Source organism: Streptomyces sp. NPDC030991, assembly GCF_055571235.1.
This window is the reverse complement of the sequence record NZ_JBVIFR010000027.1, coordinates 91,137-102,306: the sequence shown is the minus strand read 5'-3', so window position 1 is coordinate 102,306 and position 11,170 is coordinate 91,137. Positions and strand designations below refer to the sequence as shown.

Here is an 11,170-nt window from a genome sequence, read left to right as displayed (position 1 = left end):
CCCCCCCCCCCCCCCCCCCCCCCCCCCCCCCCCCCCCCCCCCCCCCCCCCCCCCCCCCCCCCCCCCCCCCCCCCCCCCCCCCCCCCCCCCCCCGGGCCCGGCCTGTTTCGCGCCTGCTTCTCCAGGTGATGGGCCTACTTCTCCAGGCGCTCGCCCCTGAGCAGGAACCAGGCCACGACGGCCGTCGCCAGCAGGACGGCCGCGCCGATGCCCGCCGCCACCTGGAGCCCGTCCACGAAGGCCGTCTGCGCCGAGGTCAACAGCTCGTGCGCCCGGGGGGCCGGGAGGGACGAGGACGCCTCGACCGCGCCGCCCAGCGACTCGTGGGCCGCGGAGGCGACGTCCGCGGGGGTGCCGGGCGGCGCCGTGAAGCCCGCGTAGACGCCCGTGACGATCGAGCCGAGCAGGGCGATGCCGAGGGCCGCGCCGAGTTCGTACGCCGTCTCGGAGACCGCCGACGCGGCGCCCGCCTGTTCCTTGGGGACGCTGGAGAGGATCACGTCCGCGGTGACCGTGAACGAGAACCCGGCGCCGACACCGACGATCAGGAGCACCGCGCCGAGCAGCGGGTACCCCGTGTCCTGGCTCAGCGTCGTGAGCGCGGCCAGGGCGACGCCCACGGCGGCGAGGCCGCCCGCGACGACGGAGCGCACCGAGAAGCGGCGCGCCACCACTCCGGCGACCAGCCCGGCGGCCACCGCGCCGATGGCGGCGGGCAGTTCGGCCATCCCCGCCTCGAACGGCCGTCTGCCCTGCACCAGCTGGAGGAACTGGGACAGGAAGAAGACGAGCCCGGACAGTCCGAGGACGGTCAGCAGGTCGGCCAGGACCGCTCCCGAGAAGCCGCGGTTGCGGAACAGGCGCATGTCCAACAGCGGCGACGCGAGGGTGAGTTGTCGCCGTACGAACCAGGCGAGCGCGGCGACCCCGATGACGGCCGACGCCGCGACGTCCCAGCGGAAACCGTGCGCCGCCGCCTCCTTCACCGCGTAGACGACACCGATCATGCCGAGCAGGGAGAGCACGACGCTGATGAGGTCCCACGGCCCGGGGACCGGGTTCTTCGACTCGGGGATGAGCTTGACGCCGACCACGACGAGGACCGCCATCACGGGCAGGTTGATGAGGAAGACCGAGCCCCACCAGAAGTGTTCGAGCAGGAAGCCGCCGACCACCGGGCCGACCGCCGCGCCCGCCGACGCCATGGCGCCCCAGATGCCGACGGCCAGCGAACGCTCGCGCGGGTCGTGGAAGATGTTGCGGATCAGGGCCAGGGTCGAGGGCATCAGCGTCGCGCCCGCCACCCCCAGCAGGGCGCGGGCCAGGATCATCAACTCGGGTGTCGTGGCGTAGGCGTTGAGGACCGAGACCGCGCCGAACGCGACGGCGCCCACGAGGAGCAGCTTCTTGCGTCCGATGCGGTCGCCGAGGCTGCCCATGGAGACGAGGAGACCGGCGATGACGAAGGAGTAGACGTCGCCGACCCACAGCAGCTGGGTGCCCGACGGCTTCAGGTCCTCGCTGATGTACGGGGTCGCGAGGCCGAGGACGGTCGCGTCCACGGCGACGAGCAGCACCGCGAGCACGAGGACGGAGAGGGCGAGCCACCGTCCCGGGCGCGACACCACCTCCGTCGCCGGGGTGCGCTGCTTCGTGCTGATCATGGTTCCACGCTCCGTCGTGCGCCGCCGAGCAGCAACTCGGCGATCATGAATGAGAAGTCCTTGGCCGCTACGCGGCCGTCCTGCACGGCCCAGGCGCCGCTGCCGATGAGGCCGTAGAGGGCCTCGGTCAGCCAGGCGGGGGTCAGATCGATGCGGAACTCGCCCGTCTCCTGGCCGCGCCGGAACAGTGCCGCTATCCGGGCGTCCAGCCGGTCCCAGCCCACGTTCTGCCCGTCGCCCTCGAAGAGCTGGGCCTCGGTGACGAGGAGGGCGAGCAGCGGGGCCGCGTGCTCTATCTCGGCGATGAGCCGGCGCAGCGCGCCCTCGGCCGGGCCTTCGTCGAGGCGGGCCCGGTCGAGCGCCGCCTCGCACTCGCGGATGCCGAGGTCCTCCAGGGCGCGGACGAGGGCGTCGCGGCCCGCGAACTGACGGTGCAGGGTGGCGCGGCTGATGCCGGCGGCCCGGGCGACCTCGTCCATGGTCGCCGTGGACCTGCGGGTGAGGAGGGCGGCGGCGCTGCGCAGCACCTGGTCGCGATCGACAGACATGAGACGAGAGTAACCCAGATGAGACATCAACGTCTCACCGGCGCTTCCCTCCCGGCCCGTCCGCCACTCAGGTGGGCGGCGCCTCACCCAGGGTTTCCACTGTGAGTACGTTCGGGTCATGGGAGGTACGGGCATGGCATGCCGCAGGGCCCGGCCCGTCCACGTACGGACGAACCGGGCCCTGCGCGTCGAGCAGCCGCTACTTCTTGGCGTCGGCCCAATGCCGCTGCACCGTCAGATCCTGCTTGACCTCGGCGAGCTGGACGGCGACCGCGCTCGGCGCCGTGCCGCCGCGGCCGGAGCGGGAGGCCAGCGCGCCCGCCACGTTCAGGACCGTGCGGACCTCGGGCGTGAGGTGCTCGGAGATCTTCGCGAACTGTTCGTCGGTGAGCTCGTCGAGCTCCTTGTCCTCGCCCTCGGCGACCTTCACGCACTCGCCGGCGACCTCGTGCGCCACGCGGAACGGCACGCCCTGCTTCACCAGCCACTCGGCGATGTCCGTGGCGAGCGAGAAGCCGGCCGGGGCCAGCTCCTCCATGCGCTCCCGGTTGACCGTGAGCGTGGCCATCATGCCGGTGAAGGCGGGGAGCAGGACTTCGAGCTGGTCGCAGGAGTCGAAGACCGGCTCCTTGTCCTCCTGGAGGTCGCGGTTGTAGGCGAGCGGCAGCGCCTTGAGCGTCGCCATCAGGCCCGTGAGGTTGCCGATGAGGCGGCCCGACTTACCGCGCGCCAGCTCGGCGATGTCCGGGTTCTTCTTCTGCGGCATGATCGACGAGCCGGTGGAGAAGGCGTCGTGGAGGGTGACGAAGGAGAACTCCTTCGTGTTCCAGATGATGACCTCCTCCGCGATCCGGGAGAGGTTGACGCCGATCATCGCCGTGATGAAGGCGAACTCGGCGACGAAGTCGCGGGAGGCGGTGCCGTCGATCGAGTTGGCCACCGAGCCGTGCTCGAAGCCGAGGTCCGCCGCGACGGCCTCCGGGTCGAGGCCGAGCGAGGAGCCGGCGAGAGCGCCGGAGCCGTACGGGGAGACCGCCGTCCGCTCGTCCCACTGCCGCAGCCGCTCCGCGTCCCGGGACAGGGACTGGACGTGGGCGAGGACGTGGTGGGCGAAGAGCACCGGCTGGGCGTGCTGGAGGTGGGTGCGGCCGGGCATCGCGACGTCCGGGTGCGCCTCGGCGAGGCCGACGAGGGCCTCCTGGAGGTCGGCGACGAGCCCGCCGAGGATCCGGGCGTGGTCGCGCAGGTACATCCGGAAGAGCGTCGCCACCTGGTCGTTGCGCGAGCGGCCCGCGCGGAGCTTGCCGCCGAGGTCGGGGCCGAGGCGCTCCAGGAGGCCGCGCTCCAGGGCGGTGTGCACGTCCTCGTCGGCGATGGTGCCGACGAAGGAGCCGTCCGCGACGTCGGCCTCCAGCCGGTCCAGGCCGTCGGTCATGCGGGCCAGCTCGTCCTGGGTGAGCAGCCCCGCCTTGTGGAGCACGCGCGCGTGGGCCCGGGAGCCCGCGATGTCGTAGGGGGCGAGGCGCCAGTCGAAGTGGACGGAGGCGGAGAGTTTCGCCAGGGCCTCGGCGGGACCGTCGGCGAACCGGCCGCCCCAGAGGCGGACATCGCCGGTGTTGCTGCTCACGTGCTCTGCTCCTCAAGCCGGATGATGTGCGACCGCGTGCACGGACCGCATACACGGACCACAGTATCGCTCTGCATGATTATGCAGAGTTCCGCATGAATCGTCAATCCCGGCGGGCGGGGCATCACCTCCGGCCTGGACGGGCCACCGGGGCTGCCGTCGCCGCTGCCGCCCGCTACGTTCTGAGCCATGCGTCCCTCACGAGCAGGTATCGCCAGCGCCTTCGCCGTCTGTGCCGTGCTCGGCGCCGCGCCCAGCGCTCCGGCCGCCGCCGCTCCGCTGCCCGCCCGGATGGCGGACACGGGCGGCGGCACCCAGCTGATCACCGCGCAGGCACCCCGCGCGTCCTCGACGAGCGGCACCGTCACCTGGTGGGACCGGCGGGCCGACGGGCGCTGGGTGAAGGCCGGTTCGGCGCCCGCCCGGTTCGGCGCGAAGGGCCTCGTCGAGGGGGCCCGGCGCAAGCAGGGCACGAACACGACCCCCACCGGCCTGTACGACCTGCCGTTCGCGTTCGGCAACGCGGCGGCGCCGGGCGGCGCCTCGGTGCCGTACCGCCGGGTGCGCGGCTCCTCCTGGTGGTGCCAGGACAACGACTCGCGCTCCTACAACCGCTGGACCGAGCCGCGGCCGCGCGACTGCCGCGCCGCCGAGTCCGAGCGCCTCGCCGACTATCCGGCGCAGTACGCGAACGCGCTGGTCATCGGCTTCAACTACCACCGGCCGGTGCGCGGCCGCGGCGCCGGGATCTTCCTGCACGTGAACGGGCGGGCGGCGACGGCCGGTTGCGTCTCCGTGCCCAGGACCGACATGCGGCGGATCCTGGCGTGGGCGCGGCCGGGCGGGGCGCCGCACATCGCGATCGGGACGTCGGGCGGCGCCACGGCCCTCACCCGGTACTGAGCGCTTCCGCCGCGCGGGCGCGCCCCCGGGCGAGTCCTGGGCGACACCCGTACACCCCTGGGCGACACCCGTGTACCGACCACATACCGAGACGCGGTTGCGTCCGCGTACGGGGACGGCGTTGCATCGCCCGGTGCACAGCGAAACCGAAAAGACGATCCCCAGCTCTCCCGAGACGCCGCCCGGCGCCGGCGGGTCCGCCGACCGGGCGGCCCGGCTCGCGGTCACCGTGTTCCCCGTACTCGTACTCGTCGCGGGCGCCCTCGGCCTCGCCACGCCGGGCACCTTCGCCGGCTGGGGCACCAACGTGCCCTACCTGCTGGGCGTCGTGATGTTCTGCATGGGCCTGACCATGACCCTGAGCGACTTCAAGGGCGTCGCACAGCGTCCCTGGGCCGTGGGGCTCGGGCTCGTCGCGCACTACGTGATCATGCCCGGCCTCGGCTGGGTCATCGCCCATGCCCTCGGCCTGTCCCCGCAGTTGGCGGCCGGGGTCATCCTCGTCGGCTGCGCGCCGAGCGGCACGGCCTCCAATGTGGTGACGTACCTGGCTCGCGGCGACGTCGCCCTGTCGGTCTCCGTCGCCACGGTCTCCACCGTGCTCGCTCCGCTGATCACCCCGCCGCTGACGCTGCTGCTCGCGGGCGCGTACCTGCCGGTGGACGCGGGGTCGATGATGACGGACATCCTCAAGACCGTGCTGCTGCCGGTGCTGGCGGGGCTGGTCGTGCGGCTGGTGCTCGGCCGCTACGTGGACCGGGTGCTCGGCGCGCTGCCGTGGCTGTCCGCGCTGACCATCGCGGTGATCGTGGCCGTGGTGGTGGCGGGCAGCGCCGAGACGATCAAGTCGGCGGCCGCGCTGGTGCTGCTCGCCGTGGTCCTGCACAACGGGCTCGGGCTCGCGCTCGGCTACGGCGCCGGCAAGGTCGCCCGGCTCGGACCTCCGGCGTCGCGCGCCATGGCGTTCGAGGTCGGCATGCAGAACTCCGGGCTGGCCGCGTCCCTGGCCACGGCCCACTTCAGCCCGCTGGCCGCGCTGCCCGCCGCCGTGTTCTCGGTGTGGCACAACGTCTCGGGCGCGCTGGTCGCGGCGTGGATGTCGTACCGCGCCCGGAAGACCGAGGCCGCCGAAGCCGCCGGGACCGCGGAACAGGGCTGAGCCCGCAGCGCCCGCACCGCCCTGTACGCGGGCGGCGGCTTCAACACCCTGACGGCGGCGCGCCGGCTCGGCGCCCGTGCCGTGTACGCGGGGCTGCACGGCACCGGCCCCTACGGCGAGCTGGTGCGGGCCTCGCTCGCGGCGGTGCGGTCGGGGGTCAGTGGTCGTTCTGTGCCAGGCGCAGCAGGTGTTCCGCGAGGGCCTGGCCGCCGGCCGGGTCCCGGCTGATCAGCATCAGCGTGTCGTCGCCTGCGATCGTGCCGAGGATGACGTGCAGCTCGGCCTGGTCGATGGCCGAGGCGAGGAACTGGGCGGCGCCCGGCGGCGTACGGAGCACCACCAGGTTCGCCGACGCCTCCGCCGAGATGAGCAGCTCACCGGCGAGGCGGCGCATGCGCTCCTCCTTGGCGGACTCGCCGAGCGGGGCCTGCGGGGTGCGGAAGCCGCCCTCGCTGGGCACGGCGTAGATCAGCTCGCCACCGGTGTTGCGGATCTTGACCGCGCCCAGCTCGTCCAGGTCACGGGAGAGCGTGGCCTGCGTGACGTTGAGTCCGTCGTCGGCGAGCAGCTTCGCCAGCTGGCTCTGCGAGCGCACCGGTTGCCGGTTGAGGATGTCCACGATCCGCCGGTGCCGCGCGGTGCGCGTCTGCGGCACGGCGGGGCCGTGGGCGAGCGCGGCGTTGATGGCGGCCCGCTCGTCGTTCGCGGCGCGCTCTGCTTTGCTGCTGCTCATCGTCGTCGTCCCATTCCTCAGGCTCCTGCTTCCCCGTCGGCCGTGCTCGCGTCCAGGACCCCGGGCAGCGCCGCGAGGAACGTGTCCGCCTCGGCGTCGGTCAGGTTCAGCGGGGGCATGAGCCGGACGACGTCAGGTGCGGGCGCGTTCACCAGGAGGCCCGCGTCCTGGGCCGCCTGCTGCACCTGGGGTGCGCGCGGCCCGGTGAGCACGATACCCAGCAGGAGGCCCGCGCCCCGGACATGGCTGACCAGCGGGTGGCCGAGCGCTTCGATCCCGGCCGTCAGCCGCGCGCTGATCCGCTTGGTGTTGGCCAGCAGTCCCTCGGCGGCGATGGTGTCGAGGACGGCGAGCCCGGCGGCGCAGGCGACGGGGTTGCCGCCGAACGTCGTGCCGTGCTGTCCGGGCCTCAGCAGGTTCGCCGCCTCGCCGAACGCCACGGTCGCGCCGAGCGGCAGTCCGCCGCCGAGCCCCTTGGCGAGCGTGACGACGTCCGGGTCGATGCCTTCTTCCGCCTGGTACGCGAACCAGTGGCCGGTGCGGCCGACGCCCGTCTGCACCTCGTCCAGGACGAGCAGGGTGCCGGTCGCGCGGGTGATCTCCCGGGCCGCCCTGAGGTAGCCGTCGGGCGGCACGACCGCCCCGTTCTCACCCTGGACGGGCTCGATGATGACGAAGGCCGTCTCCTCGGTGACCGCGGCCCGGAGCGCGTCCACATCCCCGTACGGGACGTGGGTGACGTCGCCGGGGAGCGGCGTGAAGCCGTCCTGCTTGCCGGGCTGGCCGGTGAGGGCGAGGGCGCCCATGGTCCGGCCGTGGAAGCCGCCGGTCGTGGCGACCATGTGGGTGCGGCCCGTGAGCCGGCCGATCTTGAAGGCGCCCTCGTTGGCCTCGGCGCCGGAGTTGCAGAAGTAGACGGCGCCGTCCCGGCCGAAGAGCTGGAGCAGCCGCTCGGCGAGTACGACGGGCGGCTCGGCGATGAAGAGGTTCGAGACGTGGCCGAGGGAGCCGATCTGGGTGCTGACCGCTTCGACGATCGCCGGGTGGGCGTGGCCCAGCGCGTTGACCGCGATGCCGCCGACGAGGTCCAGGTACTCCTTGCCGTCGGCGTCCCACAGCCGGGCGCCGGCACCCTTGGTCAGGGGCAGCCGCGGGGTGCCGTAGTTGTTCATCAGGGCGCCCTGCCAGCGCGACGTCAACTCCTGGTTGGAGCTCATGAGTTGCCTTCCCCCTCTGCCTCTGCGTCCGGCACGACCATCGTGCCGATGCCCTCGTCGGTGAAGATCTCCAGCAGGATCGAGTGCGGGACGCGGCCGTCGATGACGCGGGCGGTGTGCACTCCGTTGCGTACGGCGTACAGGCAGCCCTCCATCTTCGGGACCATGCCGCTCGCCAGCTCCGGGAGCAGCTTCTCCAGTTCGGTGGCGGTGAGCCTGCTGATGACCTCGTCGGAGTGCGGCCAGTCCTCGTAGAGGCCCTCGACGTCGGTCAGTACCATCAGCGTCTCGGCGTCCAGCGCAGCAGCGAGTGCCGCAGCCGCCGTATCAGCATTGACGTTGTAGACATGGTGGTCGTCCTGGGAGCGGGCGATCGAGGAGACGACCGGGATGCGGCCGTCGGCGAGCAGCGCTTCGATGGCGCCGGTGTCGATCTCGGTGATCTCGCCGACGCGGCCGATGTCGACCAACTCGCCCTCGATGCGGGGCTGGTGCTTGGTGGCGGTGATGGTGTGCGCGTCCTCGCCGGTGAGGCCGACGGCGAGCGGGCCGTGCTGGTTGAGCAGCCCGACGAGTTCGCGCTGGACCTGTCCGGCGAGCACCATCCGTACGACGTCCATGGCGTCCTCGGTGGTGACGCGCAGGCCCGCCTTGAACTCGCTGACGATGCCGTGCTTGTCGAGGGCCTTGCTGATCTGCGGGCCGCCGCCGTGCACGACGACGGGCTTGAGCCCGGCGTGGTGCAGGAAGACGACGTCCTGCGCGAAGGCGGCCTTCAGCTCCTCGTCCACCATGGCGTTCCCGCCGAACTTGATGACGACGGTCTTGCCGCGGTGCCGGGTCAGCCAGGGCAGCGCCTCGATGAGGGTGCGGGCCTTGGGGAGCGCGGTGTGCTTCCGCGCGGTGGGCTGGCTCATGAGGAGTACGCGCTGTTCTCGTGGACGTAGTCGGCGGTCAGGTCGTTGGTCCAGATCGTCGCGGTCTCGGTGCCCGCGGCGAGGTCGGCGGTGACGACGACCTCCCGGAAGCGCATGTCGACCTTGTCGCGGTCCTCGCCCACGCCGCCGTTCTTGCAGACCCAGACGCCGTTGATGGCCACGTTCAGCCAGTCGGGTTCGAAGGCGGCCTTCGTGGTGCCGATCGCGGAGAGGACGCGGCCCCAGTTGGGGTCCTCGCCGTGGATGGCACACTTGAGGAGGTTGTTGCGGGCGATGGAGCGGCCCACCTCGACGGCGTCGTCCTCGCTCGCCGCGTTGACCACCTCGACCTTGATGTCCTTGCTGGCGCCCTCGGCGTCGCCGATGAGCTGGCGGCCGAGGTCGTCGCAGACGGCGCGTACGGCCTCGGCGAACTCGGCGTGGTCCGGGGTGACCTGCGAGGCGCCCGAGGCGAGCAGCAGGACGGTGTCGTTGGTGGACATGCAGCCGTCGGAGTCGACCCGGTCGAAGGTAGTGCGGGTCGCGTCGCGCAGCGCCTTGTCCAGGACCTCGCTGTCGAGGTCGGCGTCGGTGGTGAGGACGACGAGCATGGTGGCGAGGCCCGGCGCGAGCATGCCCGCGCCCTTGGCCATGCCGCCGACGGTCCAGCCGGCGCCCTCGCGCACGGCGGTCTTGTGCACGGTGTCGGTCGTCTTGATGGCGATGGCGGCCTTCTCGCCACCGTGCTCGGAGAGCTTGCCTGCCGCGCTCTCCACGCCCGGGAGCAGCTTGTCCATGGGGAGCAGGACGCCGATGAGCCCGGTGGAGGCGACGGCGACCTCGCCCGCGTTCAGGCCGAGGACCTCGGCGGCCTTCTCGGCCGTGGCGTGCGTGTCCTGGAAGCCCTTCGGCCCCGTACAGGCGTTGGCGCCACCGGAGTTGAGGACGACGGCCGAGACGAGGCCGCCCTTGAGCACCTGCTCGGACCAGAGGACCGGGGCGGCCTTGACGCGGTTGGAGGTGAAGACGCCCGCGGCGGCCAGGCGGGGACCGCGGTTGACCACGAGGGCCAGGTCCGGGTTGCCGCTCTCCTTGATCCCGGCGGCGATGCCCGCGGCCTGGAATCCCTTGGCTGCCGTCACACTCACGGTGTCTCCTCGTTCGCCCCGCTGCGGAAGCAGCTGATGTCGCTGTCGCCCGCGCGGCACAGCGGCGCGGCTTTCGTGGTCGTCGTGGTCGTCGTGGTCGTCCGCGGCCCGGCGGCCGCGTGTGCGTCGCTCACGGAGCGACTCCGATCGTCGTGAGCCCGGTGGTCTCGTCGAGACCGAGGGCGATGTTCATGGACTGCAGGGCTCCGCCCGCGGTGCCCTTGGTGAGGTTGTCGATGGCGCTGATGACGATGACGCGTCCGGCGGCCTCGTCGTGGGCGACCTGGATCTGCACGGCGTTCGACCCGTACACGGCGGCCGTCGCGGGCCACTGGCCCTCGGGCAGCAGGTCGACGAACGGCTCGTCGGCGAACGCCTTCTCGTACACGGCCCTGAGCGTCTCGGCGGTGACGCCGTCCTTGGCCTTGGCGCTGCACGTGGCGAGGATGCCGCGCGGCATCGGGGCGAGCGTCGGCGTGAAGGAGACGGAGATCCGCTCACCGGCGGCCGCGCTGAGGTTCTGGATCATCTCGGGGGTGTGCCGGTGCCCGCCTCCGACGCCGTACGGCGACATGTTCCCCATGACCTCGCTGCCGAGGAGGTGGGGCTTGGCCGCCTTGCCCGCGCCCGAGGTACCGGACGCGGCGACGACGACGGCTTCGCTCTCGACGAGGCCCGCCGCGTACGCGGGGAACAGCGCGAGGGAGACGGCGGTCGGGTAGCAGCCGGGGACCGCGATGTGCCTGGTCCCCGTCAACGCGGCGCGTGCGCCCGGCAGTTCGGGGAGCCCGTAGGGCCAGGTACCGGCGTGCGGGCTGCCGTAGAACTTCTCCCAGTCCCCCGCGTCCTTCAGCCGGAAGTCGGCGCCCATGTCGATGACGAGGACGTCGGTCGCGAGCTGCTCGGCGACGGCGGCGGACTGCCCGTGGGGCAGCGCCAGGAAGACGACGTCGTGCCCGGCGAGCACCGCGGGGGTGGTCTCCTGGAGGACGCGGTCGGCGAGCGGGCGCAGGTGCGGCTGGAGCGCGCCGAGCCGCTGTCCCGCGTTCGAGTTGCCCGTCAGGGCGCCGATCTCCACCTCGGGGTGGGCGAGCAGCAGGCGCAGGACTTCCCCGCCCGCGTATCCGCTCGCTCCCGCCACTGCAGCACGTACCGCCATGGAACCCTCCTCCTTGAGGGCATGACTATACGTGCGTGTGTACGTTTATGCAATCAAGGAGGAGGCGAGGGTCCTTGACCTCGAGCGCGCTCCAG

11 protein-coding genes are annotated in these 11,170 nt (G+C 72.5%); 2 read left to right on the top strand and 9 right to left on the bottom strand.

Going from position 1 to position 11,170, the window contains the following annotated elements; translation table 11 throughout:
* Positions 1-134: 134 nt before the first annotated feature.
* The 3 genes from ACZ45E_RS35000 to argH form a co-directional block, all read right to left on the bottom strand.
* Positions 135-1,664 (bottom strand): MFS transporter, encoded by a 1,530-nt coding sequence (locus tag ACZ45E_RS35000; RefSeq protein ID WP_468229032.1) that lies wholly within the window; start codon positions 1,662-1,664, stop codon positions 135-137.
* Positions 1,661-2,212, bottom strand: coding sequence for a TetR/AcrR family transcriptional regulator (locus ACZ45E_RS34995; RefSeq protein ID WP_468229030.1), 552 nt, complete (start codon positions 2,210-2,212; stop codon positions 1,661-1,663). The genes ACZ45E_RS35000 and ACZ45E_RS34995 overlap by 4 nt, the downstream gene beginning before the upstream one ends.
* 199 nt (positions 2,213-2,411) lie before the next feature.
* Positions 2,412-3,839: an argininosuccinate lyase gene (gene argH / locus ACZ45E_RS34990; RefSeq protein ID WP_468229027.1), complete on the bottom strand. Its 1,428-nt coding sequence runs from the start codon at positions 3,837-3,839 to the stop codon at positions 2,412-2,414.
* Positions 3,840-4,028: 189 nt separating this feature from the next.
* Here argH and ACZ45E_RS34985 point away from each other — a divergent pair, with 189 nt between their 5' ends.
* Both ACZ45E_RS34985 and ACZ45E_RS34980 read left to right on the top strand, forming a co-directional pair.
* Positions 4,029-4,742, top strand: coding sequence for a L,D-transpeptidase family protein (locus ACZ45E_RS34985; protein WP_468229024.1), 714 nt, complete (start codon positions 4,029-4,031; stop codon positions 4,740-4,742).
* Positions 4,743-4,899: 157 nt separating this feature from the next.
* Entirely contained in the window at positions 4,900-5,901 is a 1,002-nt protein-coding gene (locus ACZ45E_RS34980) for a bile acid:sodium symporter family protein (protein ID WP_468229042.1), read from the top strand.
* A gap of 157 nt (positions 5,902-6,058) precedes the next feature.
* Here ACZ45E_RS34980 and ACZ45E_RS34975 read toward each other — a convergent pair whose 3' ends face one another.
* The 6 genes from ACZ45E_RS34975 to argC are packed head-to-tail and all read right to left on the bottom strand — an operon-like array spanning position 6,059 to position 11,075.
* On the bottom strand, positions 6,059-6,634 hold the full coding sequence (locus tag ACZ45E_RS34975; RefSeq protein WP_468229021.1) for an arginine repressor: 576 nt from the start codon (positions 6,632-6,634) through the stop codon (positions 6,059-6,061).
* Between the two features lie 17 nt (positions 6,635-6,651).
* Positions 6,652-7,851, bottom strand: a complete 1,200-nt coding sequence (locus tag ACZ45E_RS34970) for an acetylornithine transaminase (RefSeq protein ID WP_468229019.1) — start codon at positions 7,849-7,851, stop codon at positions 6,652-6,654.
* Positions 7,848-8,768, bottom strand: coding sequence for an acetylglutamate kinase (gene argB, locus ACZ45E_RS34965; RefSeq protein ID WP_468229016.1), 921 nt, complete (start codon positions 8,766-8,768; stop codon positions 7,848-7,850). Before argB ends, ACZ45E_RS34970 begins: the two co-directional genes overlap by 4 nt.
* On the bottom strand, positions 8,765-9,916 hold the full coding sequence (argJ, locus tag ACZ45E_RS34960; RefSeq protein WP_468229013.1) for a bifunctional glutamate N-acetyltransferase/amino-acid acetyltransferase ArgJ: 1,152 nt from the start codon (positions 9,914-9,916) through the stop codon (positions 8,765-8,767). The genes argB and argJ overlap by 4 nt, the downstream gene beginning before the upstream one ends.
* Positions 9,913-10,050, bottom strand: coding sequence for a hypothetical protein (locus ACZ45E_RS34955; RefSeq protein ID WP_468229012.1), 138 nt, complete (start codon positions 10,048-10,050; stop codon positions 9,913-9,915). The genes argJ and ACZ45E_RS34955 overlap by 4 nt, the downstream gene beginning before the upstream one ends.
* The gene (argC, locus tag ACZ45E_RS34950; RefSeq protein ID WP_468229009.1) at positions 10,047-11,075 is read right to left on the bottom strand and encodes an N-acetyl-gamma-glutamyl-phosphate reductase; all 1,029 of its coding nucleotides are present in this window, start codon (positions 11,073-11,075) and stop codon (positions 10,047-10,049) included. Before argC ends, ACZ45E_RS34955 begins: the two co-directional genes overlap by 4 nt.
* Positions 11,076-11,170: the final 95 nt, after the last annotated feature.

Excerpts from the sequence above, each read along its gene's own strand:
- ACZ45E_RS35000 (WP_468229032.1), bottom strand. The coding sequence starts at position 1,664 with ATGATCAGCACGAAGCAGCGCACCCCGGCGACGGAGGTGGTGTCGCGC.
- ACZ45E_RS34995 (WP_468229030.1), bottom strand. The coding sequence starts at position 2,212 with ATGTCTGTCGATCGCGACCAGGTGCTGCGCAGCGCCGCCGCCCTCCTC.
- ACZ45E_RS34985 (WP_468229024.1), top strand. The coding sequence starts at position 4,029 with ATGCGTCCCTCACGAGCAGGTATCGCCAGCGCCTTCGCCGTCTGTGCC.
- ACZ45E_RS34975 (WP_468229021.1), bottom strand. The coding sequence starts at position 6,634 with ATGAGCAGCAGCAAAGCAGAGCGCGCCGCGAACGACGAGCGGGCCGCC.
- ACZ45E_RS34970 (WP_468229019.1), bottom strand. The coding sequence starts at position 7,851 with ATGAGCTCCAACCAGGAGTTGACGTCGCGCTGGCAGGGCGCCCTGATG.
- argB (WP_468229016.1), bottom strand. The coding sequence starts at position 8,768 with ATGAGCCAGCCCACCGCGCGGAAGCACACCGCGCTCCCCAAGGCCCGC.
- argC (WP_468229009.1), bottom strand. The coding sequence starts at position 11,075 with ATGGCGGTACGTGCTGCAGTGGCGGGAGCGAGCGGATACGCGGGCGGG.